The following is a 15,573-nucleotide window of genomic DNA, read 5'->3' on the forward strand; positions in this document are numbered from 1 at the left end:
GGGGGGAATATGAACGAGATTATTTGCCTGATTTTAATCAAGCCCTACTTTGTACACGCGGTCGCACAGCCGATTGAGCAGGCTCTGCTCATGGCTGACCACAACGACGCCAATGGCCCGGCTTTGGCAAATGTTCAAAAACGCGTGCCAAATTTGCGCTTGTGTAATGGCATCCAGCATGGTGGTCATCTCGTCGGCAATAATATACTTCGTGTCTGGATGTAGCGCGCGAACGATGCAAAAACGCTGCTTCTCCCCTCCCGACAGCTCAAGCGGCCAGCGGTCCAGCCACTCCTTACGGATTTCAAAAGCCTCGAGAATTTCTGGGGAAGGGGTATAGGATTCGTTCAAAACATCTTTCATCCTCCACTTTGGATTGATCGCCTTTTCCGGATGCTGATAAATCAATTGCACCGGACGAAAAGAGCCCCGCAAAAGCGGCCTTCCGTCCAGTATTATGCGGCCGGCGCGCGGCGGAACATAACCGGCGAGCATTCGGGCCAGCGTGGTTTTGCCGCATCCGCTATAGCCCGACAATCCCAGTACTTCACCCGGGGCAATCGTGATATTTATATCCTGCAGTATCCAGCTATCTTTCCGATAATAATAGCCCAGATTCTCTCCAACTAAAGCCAAGCTTCCCCAACTCCCCTTTCCTTCCACTCCAGATCAAAATCATTCTGCGGCAAAGCCCTCCAAAGCCGGCGCGTATATTCGGATTGGAGAAGTTCCCCGCTACCGTTAAATGCCGCCGCATCCGAAATTTCCACCGTCGTTCCGTCCCTCAAGACCGCCACCCGATCCGCGATTTCCAGCGCCGACACGATATCATGGGTAATCAGCATCACACCCGCCCCGTCGATCGCGAATTGCTTTAATTGCCGCAAGATTTCGGAAAGGGCCTGCGGATGGATTCCCGGTGTGGGCTCATCGGCGATCACCAGCTTGACTCCCTCCCGAACGCTTGTGGCAAACAGCACCCTGCGCAGCATGCCACCCGACAATTCAAACGGAAAAAGGCGCCCGTCCCTTTCTTGCAGGCCGTATTGCGCAAACAATTCCTTCTGCTTTTTCTTTGCGGTTTTCCGGTCGAGTCCGATCTGAACCTGCCGCCCAACGCGCATCAAAGGATCGAGATAATTGACGGATTGCGGGATGAACGAAATTTCACTCCCCCTCAGGCGCTTCTTTCTTTCTTCCGTCAACGCTTCCCCTCTGTACAAGATTGTTCCGCTGCAGATCGCATTCCCGGGCAATATCCCCAACACGGCGTGAGCCAGCAAGCTTTTGCCGGAGCCGCTGGCTCCGACAACGGCCACGATTTCCCCCTCGCCAATTTCCACATGCATATTTGCTATGGGACGTATGATCCGCTTTTGTGTCCCCTTCACATATTGCGAAAATCCAATCGACAAATCCTCCACTTTCAACAAAACATTTTTCTGAGCGTCTCCCATGATAACCTCCTCAAAGTTTTGTGAGCGTTACTTCCTTGATCATCTTCGTACAAAACTCGCTTCGAAGCATTAACCTAGTTTTGTGAGCGTTGCTTCCTTGATCAACTTCGTACAAAACTCGCTTCGGAAGCATCGGCTCATTCGTGGGAACTGACCGGTTCCGTTAAAATGCGGAACTGTTCGCCGATACTGTCAAAGCTTTTGATCACCGTGACCAGCAGCAAGCCGGGAAACACGACCAACCACCATTTTCCGGTCGAAATATGGTTCATCGCTTCCGACAGAATAATGCCTACAGCCGGCGTTTGAGGCGACAGGCCAAAGCCCAAAAAGGTCAGTGCCGCTTCATGCAGGATCACGTGAGGAAACATGAGCAGAAAGCCGATCATCATTTGCGGAAAAATCGCCGGCAGCATATGCTTTCTGGCTATATACCAAGGGGATTTCCCGTAGCTTTTGGAGATTTGAATATATTCGGCGTTTTTGATTTGGAGCACCTCCGCTCGGACGACTCTGGCCAGCGCTGTCCAATGCGTCAGCGAAATCCCCAATACGATGCCATACATGCCCCCGCCGGCAATAAAGCAAATTAGCACCATAAAGACAAGATGGGGCATGCCGATAAACAAATCGATGACCCAGGAGATGACGGAATCCACGGCTTTGCCAAACGTTGCCGCACAAATCCCCATGACTACGGCAATCAGCACACTGAGCAGGGAAGTAAACGCACCAAGCGTCAGCGACAGACGCAAGCCTTTGATCGTCCGCGTGAACATGTCTCTTCCCAGCCAATCGGTTCCAAACAGATGATTGAAGCTTGGAGCCAGGTTTTTACCGCCTGCGCCCAAACGAAGATTGTCGTTACTCAGCAGGAAGCTGAGCAAGAGCAGCACAAACAGAAAACCGATCGAGGCGGCGAACATCCGGATCATTTTTTTGCGAGTATTAAATCCTGCTTGTACGGACTTCATTATCGCGCCTCCTTCGTTCGGGGATCGATTACATTGTTCAGTACATCGGCGATCAGGTTTCCGGCAAAAACAAACAAGGAGCTGATAAGAATGATCCCCACCATCAGCGGAAGATCGCCCTTCAAACCCGCCGTCGTTAAAGTGCTGCCGAGCCCGGGATAGGCGAATACCTGCTCGGCAAGCATAGAACCTCCGAACAGCTCGCCAAAATACGCAAACTGGAGCGAAACCGCCGGAAGAATGGAGTTGCGGAAGCCGTGGTTTTTGAAGATTTGCCACCCGCTCTCTCCCCTGGCCCTGGCAAACACGACGTATTCCGAATTCAGGATGTCGATCATTTTCTCACGCGTGTGCATGGCGACATTGGCTACGCCCAAAATGCTTAAGGTTACCGCCGGCAAAACAAAGTGATGCAGCCGATCGATGAACCGCACCTCGCTTTCCATAACTCCCGCCGGCACAGCCAGACCAACGGGAAACCAATGAAGCCAAACCGCAAAAACGATCATCAGGATCAGACCCATCCAGAAAATCGGCGTAGACACCAGCGTGTAGCTGTACCATTTGATCGCTCTGTCAATCATTTTCCCGCGATTCATGGCGGCCAAGCTGCCGAGTGCATATCCGATAACTCCGGACAGTACCCAAGCCGTTCCCATCAACGCCAGCGATGTTAAAAAGCGGCTTTGAATGATATCGAAAACCGGGCTGCGATACAGCAAAGAAGTGCCGAAATTGCCTTGCAATAACGCCCCCGCCCAGGAGAAGTACTTCTCCACCGGACTTTGGTCGACGCCCCAATAAGCTTTGAACTTCTCAATTTGCTCCGGCGATGCCGAGCTGTCTCCGCCGATATAAGCATTCACGGGATCGATCGGCGAAAGTTGCACAAGCGAGAAGGTCAAAATAGATAATCCAATCAGCAGGGTAACTACACGAATGCAACGAATAGATATACTTCTGATCAAGCGAATCCCCCTTCTTTACAGATGATCATCGGCAACGGACTAATCCCCCCATGTCCATTCGGTTATATTGCCGAACAACGCCCATTCATGACCATGCGAGTGAATCGGCTGTTTGCCGAGATCCAGCTTTTCATCGGCCAGATACAAGTGGTCTACGCGGAGCAGCCAAACGATCGGGGCGTCCCCGATTCCGCTGAAACCTGTCTGTCCGTCCCATTGCGCCAGCTTCCAGTATTTATTGGCCTCCTCCTGCGTGGTTGCCGTAAGCGCATGATCCAGGTACTCATCCACTTTGGCATTGCGGTAGTTGGACATATTATTGTAGCCCGTGTCGATAACCTTGGAGGAATTCATAGTATACAGCTGGTGAGGATGATGCCTTCCGCCTCCCCATGCTACCGCGGCGGTTTTGCCTTTAACGTAAATTTCGTCCCAGGTAGCGCCGATCAAATTGATCTTGATGCCCAGTTCCCTGACTTGGTCGGCAACGGCCAGCGAAAGGTCGGTGCGAAGCTGGTCGCTGGAACTGTAGAACATGTCAAACTCCGCCTTCAGGCCGTCTTTTTCCACAATGCCATCCTGATCGGCATCCGACCAGCCGCCGCGGGCCAAAATTTGCTTCGCCGCTTCAATATCGCCGTCTTCTACAACCGTCTCTTCATTAAACCAGGGCATATTATCGCACAGGCAGTATGCTTTTTGGCCGTACCCGTCCAGCGCCACATCCAGCAGTTTCTGGCGGTCAAGCCCGATATTCAGCGCCTGGCGGATAGCCAGATCGGAAGTTACATCATTCCCGGCTTCCACTTCTTTGTCATTCGTTTTTCCTTTGCCGCCGCTTGGCACGGTGGGCAGCATGATTCCCCGGGAATCGATGCTTTCGAATGTGCGAAGCGTCATCCCTGGAACTTGTTGTTCCGCAAAGGTTGGCGGGACATAAACAATGTCCGCTTGCCCGGCTTTCGCCGCGGCCAGTGCCCCGTCTTCCTCAAGTAACAGAAAGGTCAGTTTTTTGAACTGGGGCTTCGTCCCGTACCAATACGGGTTATACTCCATAATGATTTGTTGGCCGTCATTATATTGAACGACCTTATAGGGCCCCGAACCGATCGGATTATCGGAATATTGGTCGTTATAGTGAGCCTTGGGAACAATCCCGATCTCGGTAAGTTGGCTGACAAAGGTGGATCGCGGCTCATTCAGATGAATGACGATGGTATTCCCGTCTGCAATTTCGATCGACTTGACAAAAGACAAATCGAATTTGATGCCGTCTTCCTTGAGCATTTCGTATGTAAACTTGACATCCTCGGCCGTTACGGATTCGCCATTGGAGAATTTCACGTCTTCACGGAGCGGAAAAGTCCACGTTAGTCCATCCGCGCTGACGGAATAGGATTTGGCCAGATCTCCAATGAAGTTCAACTCGGAATCAATGGTCAGCAATGAACTGTGAGTCAGGCGAATCTGGGCGTGCGTTCCCCAGCCCTTCTTCGGGTCGAACATCCCGATATCCACTTTTCCTACAGCTAACACTAATTCCTCCTTGACCGTAGAATCATTGGGGTCCGCGGACGCATTTTCATGCCCGGTTGGTTCGGAAGAGCAAGCAGTAACAAGCAATAACATAATCAATAAGTACGCGAAGACAGGCATCGCCCTTCTTCCAAGGAACTTTCTTTCCAATATTCTCATATCTTCCTCCATGGGATAAATTTTTGTAGAGCCGGCACGGTCAAAGGCGCAGAAGTTCTGTTCCTTCTTCCATAATAGTAATAATTACGATTTAATGACTTAATTGTAATTATTACTATTATTAGTGTCAATCATTATTTCTTGTCTACCACAAAGGCGATGTCCCACCCCGGTAAAACATAGCTCCCTTGCAGATGATCCCGCCGTAACAGGATACCAACAAAAAAATAGCACCCCCGCCTGTTTTAGGTTGAGGTGCTATTCACGACTTTTTATCAAAACACAACGGGTTATCAGCACCTCATCCTATGTCCGCCACTTCATGAATCGGTAGTCCAACAGGTCCACCAGCAGGAACAGGACGAAGCCGACCAAACTGAACAGCAGGATCCCGGCGTACATTTGCGGATAATCCAGCCTGAGCCAGGCATCCATAATAAAGAAGCCCATACCATGTTCGGTGCCGTAAATTTCGGTAAAGAACAGGACCGAAATGGCCGTGCCAAGCGAGATGCGGATCGTGCTGAGGATCACGGACAACGCGCCGGGCAGGGTGATATGCCAAAATTTCTGACCTGCCCCTGCGCCAATGCTTGTCAGGACATCATAGGTGCTCGCCGGAATGGCCTTTACCCCGTCCCGAACGGAAATGATAATCTGGAAAAGCAGGATCAGCATAATCATGAGAATCTTGGAGGTCTCGCCAAGCCCGAAGAACAGCATTGCCACCGGGAGCAAGGCGATCTTGGGCACCGGATAGGTCAAATACACCACCGGGTCCAGCAGCTTGTTCCAGAGCGCCGAACGCCCCATCAGAAGCCCGATCATCAGGCCAACGACCAGCGCCAGCAGGACTCCGGCAAAAATACGCATCAGACTATAGCCGACATTCAGCACAATATCCCTTCCGCCGAGTTGTCCCATCGCCTGATAGACCCCCAGCGGGCTGGGCAGCATCGGGTGATGCACCAGCAAATACGCCGCGTACCAGACCCCATTCATTCCTAAGAACACTAGCAATATTCTAAAAATATAGTTGAGCCGCCGTTTATTCACCATTTCTCCTGCATTACCTTTCTGATTCTCTTGATCTGGGCAAAAAAGCCATCACTAGCCCGCTTCTCCCCATGCTCCAGCCCAAATACCGCCTCATTGTCAATCATCTCCGGCGCCTCGCTCTTGCTTGACGGGAGCACGATGATCTTCTGCCCCAGCAGAATGGCCTCATCCACATCATGCGTCACGAACAGCGCTGTGGCCGGGTTCGCCTGCCAATGCTCCAGGAACAATTGCTGCAGCGTTTCCCGCGTCATGGCATCCAGCGCAGAGAACGGCTCGTCCAGCAATAAAATAGACGGCACAATCGCAAACGCCCGCGCAATGGCCACCCGCTGCTGCTGCCCCCCGCTCAGCGATAGCGGATAACGCTCCGCCAGCTCCTGAATGCCCATAGCGGACAGCCAGCGGTCAATCTGCGCCTCCTGGGCCTGCCTGTCCTGCCCCTTAGGATTAGCGATCTTCATCGCTACCCTGATGTTGGCTTTCACCGTCTTCCAGGGCAGGAGGCCGTAATTTTGCGGCACCAGACCGATCAGAACGTCCTGTCCGCGCAGGGATTGTCCATTGAACAGCAACTCGCCCCGGTATTCCGGCAGGAGGCCGGACACGGCGCGCAGCAGCGTGGATTTTCCGCTCCCGGATGGCCCCAGAATGGTATAAATCCCATGCTCCGGCAGGGTAAAATCCACTTTTCCAAGCGCCAGCTCCCCGCCCTTGTACTCAACCTCAAGCTCCTTTACGCGCAATCCCTCATTTCTGGAACTGGACATCGGAGATCACTTCTTCGGGGGTGATGTTTTTGGTCAGCAGACCCTGCTCGCGGGCCCAGGCAAACGCCGCCTCGACCTCTTTGACATCGACCTGGTTGGCCGGAATGTAAGCCGGCACCTCAATTTGGTCCTTCAAGGTTTCTGGGTAGCCGACCTCCTTGATCACGAGATCGATGTAATCCTTCTGGTCATGGGATTGCATGTACGCTACCGCATCGTCATAGGCCGCGTACATGGCGCGGATCGCTTCCGGCTTGGCATCAATCGCGCTTTGCGGGAAAGCCAGCACGAACGGGTTCACCTGAGCCTGGTTCGTGGAGCTAAGCACGCGTAAGCCTGACGCTTTCCCCATCGTGACAAACGGCTCCGGCAAAATCGCGGCGTCCGCTTTGTTATTTTTCAGCAGCTCCAGCCGGGTGGGAATTTGCGGCACTTCCGTTACATGGATATCTTTCTCCGTCAGACCGGCCTGCTTTAGCATCATAGCAACGGTGTACTGCGTGGAGGTGTTTTTGGATAGAATCACGGTTTTCCCCTTCAGATCCTTCACATCCTGAATCTCGTTATTGCCGGTCAGCAGATCGAATTCCCCGAAGGTCGTGCTGGTGATTTTTACGTTCAGCCCTGCTTCATTGTAGATCGAAATGGCGACCAGATCGGCGCTTAACCCGTCAACTTTTCCTGCTTGAAAAGCTACATCGCGGTCTTTGGCGCTTTTGAACGTCTGAATGTTCAGGTTCACCCCACGCTTCCGATCAAAGCCCTGCTCATGGGCAATAATAAACGGAATCGCATCAATCGAAGGCAGTAGGCCGAGCGACAGCTCCGGCAGCTCAGCCGATGTATCTCCCGTCTTCTCCGTCGCCGCCGGTGTGTTGTCCGCGCCGCCGGTGTTGGCATTATTCGTCTTGCTTCCGCACGCCACGCCCACTATGCTGACGACAAGCACCAGCGCCAACAGCATCATCATTCTTCTTGTTGCCCCAAACTTCATGGTTGTCCCATCTCCCCTATGTGTTTCTATGTAGAATTGACATGGCAATGTGCCAGTTTTACTTGAGACCTCTTTCGCTAACTTGCGCTTTTATTCACAAGTTATGTTGCAAATAGACCATTGCCCGTCCAGTTGCCTCAAGTAATGTCATTTTACACCCATCACTGCATTTTGTATATTTGCAAATTTAAATAGTCTGCAAAATAAAAGGACCTTGTTATCTGGACACTCTTTCTGAACCATCTTTTCAGTTTCCCTATATCCGCCTACATTTTCTTCGATGTCCTTGCTCAGCACAAACACCCCAGCCTCCTTCACGAGGCTGGGGTGTTGTATTGCGGGAAATTCCGAGGTATTACGGCAGCGCGATGCCTGTCTTCTTTCATTTCAATATTTGAACTTCGGGTTTCTTGCGCCTGAACAGAAGGTGTTCCAACAGCAAAGCCAGAATAATCCCAACAATCAAGCCGTTGTCCAGAATGTAGACAAATACGGGAGGAAGCCCGCCGAATGCCGAAGTAGGGATACCAAAGATACCAACCCCAAACAAAAGCGACAAACCGAGCACATAAATATTCCGCTGATCCAGCATCACTTCCTTATAATCCCGGAGGCCGAAGCCGATCAATTGCGCAATGGCGACGAGCATGATGGCGTAGCCAAGCGGCGCAGGAATGGTCGCGAGCCAGGCGCCCAGAAAGGGGAAAAAGCCCAGCAGCGCAACAGCCGCAGACGCCAAGATGAAGGGCAGCCGCGAAGCGATGCCCGTCACGGTAACGAAACCTGCGGATATCGCCATCGGCATCGCGCCGACCAGCCCGAAGATTCCCGCAAAAGCCGTTCCGACGCCAGTCACGAGTGCACCCCGGTTGAGTTTGCGGTCCGTAATCTCCTCGTCGACCGCGAGCCCGAAGGCTTGCAAACTCGCCACCAGATTCGAGAGCAGAATCATCGAGGTAAGCACGCAAGTAAGCGTGATGCCCCAATTCATCGACGGCGCTCCGAACGGGAAGATCGCCGGGAGTTTAAACATCTCCGGAGCCGCGCTGGGCCAGTCCACGAAGCCGAATGCGGCAAACAAAACCCAACCGGCGATTAAGCCGATCAGAATGGACATCGATTTGACGATGCCGCTGCCTTTGAAACTCAAAAGAATCGTCAACGCCATGACAATAACGGACAGGACCGCGACGCCCACGGACAAGTTCGGCTGATTGCGATACCCGATGCCAAGCACACCTTCGACGAGCGTCTTGGACAACTGCAGGGCGACCAGGATGAGGAAGGTTCCGGAGATGATCGGCGTAAACAAACGGCGGATGAAACCGAGCAAGCCAAAAGCGCCCATAACAATGAAGATCAGGGCGCCGATCATCAGCCCCATTTCCGTCTGGCGCAACAGATCGTTCATGGAGTTGCCTTGATCCTTCGCCATTTGGACCAAAACGATAAAGACTCCCCACCACATGCCGGCCGGCGCTTCCATCACGGGAAACCGATGTCCGAGGAAGGCCTGCAGCAATCCGATGATCCCGCAGACGAAAAAAGTGCGTTCCGTATATAAAGTAATGTCGGATGGGGACAAACCCAAGGCATGTCCCATCACGACCGGCACGGTTAGCGTATTAGCCACTAAGAAGACAAACCACTGGACCGTCGAAAGGCCAAGCGCCAAGCCTTGCGGACGCTCGTCGACCCGAACACGTTCATTCAACGAAAATCAACCCCTCTGCAAGTTTAGCCGTTATTTCGACCTATCGAGACAATCGTTCACCGCAAACCAACGCGGAATTTCGCCGAGTCCGGTCGGAAAGCGGACCGTCTTTGTGCGGCCAAACTCTCGAAGCGTCTCGACCGCATGCTCCCGGCCGTAGCCGCTTCCGTCAGCACACGGCATCCTCCGTTCCTGATGTAACTATAAGGCAGAGCGGTTGATTGATCAATTCAATGAACGCTATAATAATGATTGAATTTCACAATGATTAAAGGAGAGGCCGCTCTTGGAAATCAAGCAATTGGAATATTTCATGGCTGTCTGCGAGGAGATGCACTTTACCCGGGCGGCCGAGAAGCTCGGCATTGCCCAGCCTACCCTTAGCCTGCAAATCCGGTCCCTGGAAACCGAGCTCAACACCCTGCTGTTCGATCGCATCGGCAAGCGCATCGCATTGACGGAAGCGGGTTCGATCCTGTATAGACAAGGGAAGCAGTTGCTGCAAAATCTGCAAAATACGTTCACCGAGATTCACGAGCTGCGCGAAATGCAAGGCGGCCATCTATCCGTTTCCGTATTACCCGCCGAACTGGATTACCGCATCACTCCCCTGTTCATTCAATTCCACAAGCAGTACCCGAAAGTCCATTTGAAAATCTATTCCTCCGTAGAGATATACAAGCAGGTTCTCGATCATGAGATCGACCTAGGCATCACGGCTTTGCGGACGCCGGACGAGCGATTGGTCACGATTCCGCTGTCGCAGGAAGAATACGTTCTCGTCGTCTCCGAAAATCATGAGTTGGCCGATCGGGAGGCGATTCCTTTGGCCGAATTAAAGCAAATCCCGATGGTGATGTATCCGAAGGGCTTTACGGGAAGAGAATTGGTAGAGGATTGGTGCCGGAAAGCGGGATTTGAATTAAATACCATCGTCGAGGCCGGATCGGGGCTTTCCACTTTCACCTTTGTGCGGGAAAACGTCGGCGCAACGGTCATGCCGCTGCCGTTAGTATTATCGGTGAAGGACCCGGCGCTAAGGTGCATTCCAATAACGGACGCGCCCCCTATCCGGGAGATCGGGATGATCTACAGAGCCGATCGGTACCTTGGATTCGCCGCCAGAGAATTCATGAAGATGGCAAGGGCGACGTTAAAAACTACGAATCAGAGATTATGATCCACAGTGATCGATGTATAGCATGCGCCTGCAGCCATCAGCTATTTTAAAATCCTCTTCCACTTTTAAAGGAGGATTGCATATAATTAGATCAAACGTTTAAAAACTTAAACGTTTGGAGGTGATTCCAATCGCCCCCCGTAATCCAGACCGCAGAGAAGATTTGAACGCTCCTCCTGACGATCGAGATCAGACTGCCGTGTCAAGACACGACGTCATACAGAATTCAACACCTTGGCAAAAGATCGTCATTTGAATTCAATGACCAGAATCCGGTTCTTCAATTCCGCATACTCCGACTGCTCCTTCGACTTTAAACCGAAAATCAGCAATTTACGGTTATTCGGGCTCCAAGCCATTTCCGAGACCGCGAATCCCTTATAGATTTGTTTCATATCGAGCACATTGTTTCCATATAAAGTGGCCGCGTAAACCGAATCCCCGCCCTGTGTATAGGCGACGAGTTTGCGGTCGCTCGAAAGGCGAAATTGTTCGATATCCTTCAATAAAATCGAAAGATTGCCATTACGCCGATCGTACGCATACAGCGTGCCGTCGGCCCCCGCAAAAGCGATCTGATCCTGATGGATCCACTCTACCCAGCCCCGGCCTTCATTGCTTATGGGATGCCGATATTGGCTGATGAATTCATTTCCTCTCAATTCCCCGAACTCCAATACCGAATCTTGGCCCCATTGCTTGACAACGGCCGCATCTTCGCCATTGTCCGAAATATAAACCGCAGAAACGAGCTCGTTCGGTTGCTTAAACGGAAGGAAGTACTTCTTCCCGTTTCCTTCCATCGTATCGTAGACGCCGAGTTGAACGGCCCCATCGACTTCATTTTCAATGGCATAACAGAAAAAGCGGCTGTTGTTCGACCACGACATCCGCGTAACTAAAATTTGCTTGGTCCTCGTCGTTTCAATCCGTGTATTTCCGCCATCGTCAAGCGAATGCAAGTACAGTTGAAATACGCCATCGGTCAAGCCCATATAGGAGGCATAACCCCCGTCCGGCGATAAGACAACGCTTTCCAGAGGAAGGCCGTCGCTGAATGAATCCAACTCGGACAACTTGTGCCAGGCGGTATACGGCCCGTTCACTCGATCAAAATGGGACCGGGACGGATACTCGGGCGTAAACGTGAGCAGCGCGTCATTGTCGATCCAGCCAAGCGGATATACGTTGTCCGTTTGTCCATCCAGTGCGGAATAAATCGTTTGCACTGCAAAAGACGAAACTTCTTCGCCGGACGGCTGCTGCTCCGCATCATCCAAAATAATGGTTTCCGTCCGCGGCGCACCCAGGCAGCCGGTTAACGCAAGGCAGAGAGCCATGAATAAAGCAAACAAGCTGGTTCGTCTTTTCATCGTCATCCCCTCCCTAAGCTGTCGCGGGCGGAAAGTCCATATCCGCACTCGTTTGCCCGTTATCGCTTGATATCCGGATGCGGCCCCGGTGTTCGTCGACAATTTCTTTGCATATACTGAGACCAAGCCCAACGCTGGCCGATTCCGTAAAAGCAGGTTCCGCCCTGTAATAAGGCTCAAAGATTTTTTCCAAATGGTCTGCGCTGATCGTCTCCCCTTGATTGGATACGATTATGCGGATGCGGTCATCCTCCAAGCCGGCAAACGCGGTAATTTCGGTATGCGCGTACGAATACTTGATCGCATTATCGAGCAGATTGATAAACAGCTGCCGCAGCCTGTCCGGCCTGCCCCGGACGTAAAGTCCTTTTTCCGCTTCGCAGCGGATGGTTTTTTTATACCGCCTCGCTTTGATCGCCATCGTGTCGCAAACGTCCAGCAAAATTCGCGCCGCGTCCACGGTCGTATCCGCCTGATACTCCTCCGTCGTCTTCGACTTTTCAAGCAGTTCCAAAACCATGGTATGCAGCCGCTTGCTTTCATCTACGATATGGTTCACCCCTTTTTGGAAAAGGGCCTGATCTTTGCCGCCGTTCTTACGAATGATTTCCGCATATCCCATAATCGTGGTCAGCGGCGTTTTAAGCTCGTGGGTTACTTGATCGAAAAATTGTTTCCGGTGAAGATGCAATTCTTCGAGCCGATCCTTGTCTTTCTCCATGATCGCAAACTGTTCCCGAAGCTTCTCGATCATGCTTCTAAAGTTGGCCGCGAGTTGACCGACTTCATCCTTTCGCTTCATCGCGATGCGAACGTGAAGATTCCCGTTCATGACCTCCGTGGAAGCTTGCGCCAGCTTGCTTAAAGGCACGGTGATATGCCGCGAGAGGAGGTATGAGAACAGGAACGCGCAGGCAAATACGGCCAGCGCAATCGAAAAAATCGTACGCTGTATATCGTTGCTTTGCATGTAAAGGGGAGTAAAGTCCTTGGCAAAGCGAACGATCCCCACCTTTGTGCCGCGGATCACGACAGGATAGGCGAACAAGACGGAAGCCTCCCCATTGGACCGTGTAAGGGTATACGCGGTTTTGCCTTGCCGCGCCAGCCTTAAATCTTCTCCACCGGGCGTAAAGACCGCTTGATCGGAAGCGTAGAGCGGTTCGCCCGTGAGCGAATACATGGCAACCTCGCTGGAAGCGGCATGCTGCAGCTCTGTTCCCATCTCTTTGGCGATTTGCCCGAAATAAAGCTCATCGCTGGCAAAATGATGCGTCAGAAAAGATTGCTGTATATAACTGTTGCTGTTGTTTTTCAAATCCTGCAGTTGGTTGTTTACAGTGTTTCGATTGCCGGATTCGATATTTACGGTCACCCATTGAAGCAGGATTAGGAAAAACACGCCAAAAATAACAAAAAAACCGATCATAAACTTAGCTCTAATCGTGCGCATCATATGACGAATCCGTTTGTTTGTTGAATTTATAGCCGATGCTGAAAACCGTCGTGATCAAATCGCCGATATCCAGTTTTTTACGCAATCGTTGAACATGCGTATCGACCGTTCGCGTATCCCCGGAGTAGAAATATCCCCACACTTCATCCAGAAGTTCCGAGCGGGTAAAAATTTTCCCTCTGTGCGAATATAGCTTGAGGAGAAGGTCATATTCTTTGGGCGTCAATTCGATTTTCTTGTCGCCTTTCCTGACTACTCTCTCGCAGGTGACGATTTCGATATCCTTAAAACGCAAAATCGGCCCTCCGGCTTCCTCCGCCTCTTCTCTAATCCGGCCTGCTTGATCGACTCGCCGGAGAATCGTGCGGATGCGGGCGCCCACCTCTCTCATATCGAACGGCTTCGTTATATAATCGTCCGCTCCGAACTCCAGTCCTAAAACTTTGTCGGTAATGTCCGATTTCGCGGTAATCATCAGAATGGGAATATTATAGGAGGACGTTACTTTCTTGCAAATGTCCAGCCCGCTCAGATCGGGCAGCATCCAATCCAGTATAAGCAAATCAGGCTCGAAATCCGCAAGCACCTTCAATCCGTCTATCCCTGTATAAGCGATCTTCGTATGGTATCCTTCCTCGTTTAAACCGTATTCCAAGATATCCGCAATGGCGGCTTCATCTTCGATAATCAATATTTTGGTTTTTGTCATAGGGATTCCTTCTTAAAGATAGATTTTATTCATTCATTATAATCTAGTACCGGACTCGCCGGCCATCTTCAAGAGGCTCGCTGCTCTCGACAATAATGTTTACTTCCTGTCCCATAAAATCACTGTCGATCGCCGTTCGCCGATCGTCCGCCCCGGAGACGGTAACGGATCTTTTGGCTGCGTAATACACGTTTCCGAGCGGTCCGGAGCTGCTCTCAAGCGTAAACACATAAGCTCCGCTCCTGTCTTGCCGCACCGCTTTGCTCGAAATAATAAGCGCCTCGCCGCCGACGTTCTTCGATAATTCCACCTGCACGCGGTCGCCTTCGCGCAAAAGTTCATCATGAAGGCTCACAAGCAGGCGGCTCGTCTCGCTCGCTGCAGGCCATTCATCTGAAGACGGTGAACTTGTTTCGGAACCGTTCGTCGACATACCGCCCTCATACGATGCGTTCCCTGCTTCGATTTTCATAATTCGGCCCTCCACAGAACGGCTGTTTTTACCAAAGGTCCGAACCTTGATAGGATCGCCTTCGGCCAGCTCGGCGGCCAGCTCGGCCGGTACCTGAATATCGAATTGAAGTCCTTTTTCCGTGTTAAAGAGACGAATATCCGCCGCTGAAGAAGGAAGCCCCTCAATGGCATTTACGGTAGTCACGATGCCGTCAAAAGGAGCCTTAAGCTCTCTTTTGTCCGCCAACTGGGTTTGCAGCGTTTGAATCCGTTTCTCCTGCGCGCTAATATCAAGCTTGGCGCTTTCCAACGCGTTGCGGGCTGCGGCGATCGCGGCGGGATCTCCGTCGCGGGCGGCTTGGATGTAGTCGTCTTTCAACGGATCCACGGAGAGCTTCAGCTTCGCCAGCGCGGCTCGTTCCGTCTCGATTTGCTGCTCAGCCTCGCCGCTGTCATACCGGACCAAAACTTCTCCTTTGCGGACCACGTCGCCTTCTTTCACCAGCACTTGCGTCGTTTTCCCGCCCGCGGGGTTCGACAAATCCGCTTCTACTGCAGGCCTAAGGATGGCTGTGCCTTGAAACGCAAGATCGAGCGTGCCGGAGATCGGTTGTTCCGTTGTTACTTTCGGCAGCGTCAGCGCGACCAACGTGTTGCTGAACAACGTCAAAGCGATGAGCAAAGCAAAAAACAAGCCGGCGATCTGAGCGATATGACGCTTGCGTGTTTCCCGTTTTTCTTGGTTTGCCAGAGCATCCATCACATTCACTC

16 protein-coding genes are annotated in these 15,573 nt (G+C 51.9%); 1 reads left to right on the plus strand and 15 read right to left on the minus strand.

Annotated features, from left to right (window positions below; translation table 11 throughout):
- Positions 1-33: 33 nt before the first annotated feature.
- The 11 genes from EHV15_RS32545 to EHV15_RS36760 all read right to left on the minus strand — a co-directional run bounded on the left by EHV15_RS32545 (position 34) and on the right by EHV15_RS36760 (position 9,814).
- Positions 34-636 (minus strand): ABC transporter ATP-binding protein, encoded by a 603-nt coding sequence (locus tag EHV15_RS32545; protein ID WP_128634914.1) that lies wholly within the window; start codon positions 634-636, stop codon positions 34-36.
- Positions 627-1,457 (minus strand): ATP-binding cassette domain-containing protein, encoded by an 831-nt coding sequence (locus EHV15_RS32550; RefSeq protein WP_128634915.1) that lies wholly within the window; start codon positions 1,455-1,457, stop codon positions 627-629. Before EHV15_RS32550 ends, EHV15_RS32545 begins: the two co-directional genes overlap by 10 nt.
- A gap of 137 nt (positions 1,458-1,594) precedes the next feature.
- Positions 1,595-2,431 (minus strand): ABC transporter permease, encoded by an 837-nt coding sequence (locus EHV15_RS32555; protein ID WP_128634916.1) that lies wholly within the window; start codon positions 2,429-2,431, stop codon positions 1,595-1,597.
- Positions 2,431-3,399, minus strand: a complete 969-nt coding sequence (locus tag EHV15_RS32560; RefSeq protein WP_128634917.1) for an ABC transporter permease — start codon at positions 3,397-3,399, stop codon at positions 2,431-2,433. The genes EHV15_RS32555 and EHV15_RS32560 overlap by 1 nt, the downstream gene beginning before the upstream one ends.
- Positions 3,400-3,438: 39 nt before the next feature.
- A complete protein-coding gene (locus EHV15_RS32565; protein ID WP_246061858.1) occupies positions 3,439-4,935 on the minus strand; it encodes an ABC transporter substrate-binding protein in 1,497 nt (498 codons plus the stop codon).
- 465 nt (positions 4,936-5,400) lie between these two features.
- Positions 5,401-6,096: an ABC transporter permease gene (locus EHV15_RS32570; RefSeq protein WP_246061859.1), complete on the minus strand. Its 696-nt coding sequence runs from the start codon at positions 6,094-6,096 to the stop codon at positions 5,401-5,403.
- Between the two features lie 50 nt (positions 6,097-6,146).
- Positions 6,147-6,923: an ABC transporter ATP-binding protein gene (locus EHV15_RS32575; RefSeq protein ID WP_128634919.1), complete on the minus strand. Its 777-nt coding sequence runs from the start codon at positions 6,921-6,923 to the stop codon at positions 6,147-6,149.
- Positions 6,904-7,917, minus strand: coding sequence for an ABC transporter substrate-binding protein (locus tag EHV15_RS32580; RefSeq protein WP_128634920.1), 1,014 nt, complete (start codon positions 7,915-7,917; stop codon positions 6,904-6,906). Before EHV15_RS32580 ends, EHV15_RS32575 begins: the two co-directional genes overlap by 20 nt.
- Before the next feature lie 147 nt (positions 7,918-8,064).
- The gene (locus tag EHV15_RS36755; protein ID WP_178076016.1) at positions 8,065-8,214 is read right to left on the minus strand and encodes a hypothetical protein; all 150 of its coding nucleotides are present in this window, start codon (positions 8,212-8,214) and stop codon (positions 8,065-8,067) included.
- An 85-nt stretch (positions 8,215-8,299) separates the two neighbouring features.
- Entirely contained in the window at positions 8,300-9,631 is a 1,332-nt protein-coding gene (locus EHV15_RS32585) for a purine/pyrimidine permease (RefSeq protein ID WP_128634921.1), read from the minus strand.
- Positions 9,632-9,661: 30 nt separating this feature from the next.
- Positions 9,662-9,814 carry a hypothetical protein gene (locus EHV15_RS36760; RefSeq protein ID WP_178076017.1) on the minus strand — a complete coding sequence of 51 codons (153 nt, stop codon included), beginning with the start codon at positions 9,812-9,814 and terminating at the stop codon, positions 9,662-9,664.
- 103 nt (positions 9,815-9,917) lie between these two features.
- On the opposite strand from EHV15_RS36760, the gene EHV15_RS32590 reads away from it, so the two are divergent.
- A complete protein-coding gene (locus tag EHV15_RS32590; RefSeq protein ID WP_128634922.1) occupies positions 9,918-10,811 on the plus strand; it encodes a LysR family transcriptional regulator in 894 nt (297 codons plus the stop codon).
- Between the two features lie 248 nt (positions 10,812-11,059).
- Here the strand turns inward: EHV15_RS32590 and EHV15_RS32595 are convergent, their stop codons facing one another.
- From EHV15_RS32595 to EHV15_RS32610, 4 genes are read right to left on the minus strand one after another with little or no spacing between them, the layout of a single operon-like run.
- Positions 11,060-12,184 carry a hypothetical protein gene (locus tag EHV15_RS32595; protein ID WP_128634923.1) on the minus strand — a complete coding sequence of 375 codons (1,125 nt, stop codon included), beginning with the start codon at positions 12,182-12,184 and terminating at the stop codon, positions 11,060-11,062.
- A gap of 13 nt (positions 12,185-12,197) precedes the next feature.
- Positions 12,198-13,640 carry a sensor histidine kinase gene (locus tag EHV15_RS32600; protein WP_128634924.1) on the minus strand — a complete coding sequence of 481 codons (1,443 nt, stop codon included), beginning with the start codon at positions 13,638-13,640 and terminating at the stop codon, positions 12,198-12,200.
- On the minus strand, positions 13,624-14,349 hold the full coding sequence (locus EHV15_RS32605; RefSeq protein ID WP_128634925.1) for a response regulator transcription factor: 726 nt from the start codon (positions 14,347-14,349) through the stop codon (positions 13,624-13,626). The genes EHV15_RS32600 and EHV15_RS32605 overlap by 17 nt, the downstream gene beginning before the upstream one ends.
- Before the next feature lie 43 nt (positions 14,350-14,392).
- The gene (locus EHV15_RS32610; RefSeq protein WP_128634926.1) at positions 14,393-15,562 is read right to left on the minus strand and encodes an efflux RND transporter periplasmic adaptor subunit; all 1,170 of its coding nucleotides are present in this window, start codon (positions 15,560-15,562) and stop codon (positions 14,393-14,395) included.
- Positions 15,563-15,573 lie beyond the last annotated feature (11 nt).

The organism is Paenibacillus oralis (assembly GCF_003863965.1).
GTDB lineage: Bacteria > Bacillota > Bacilli > Paenibacillales > Paenibacillaceae > Fontibacillus > Fontibacillus oralis.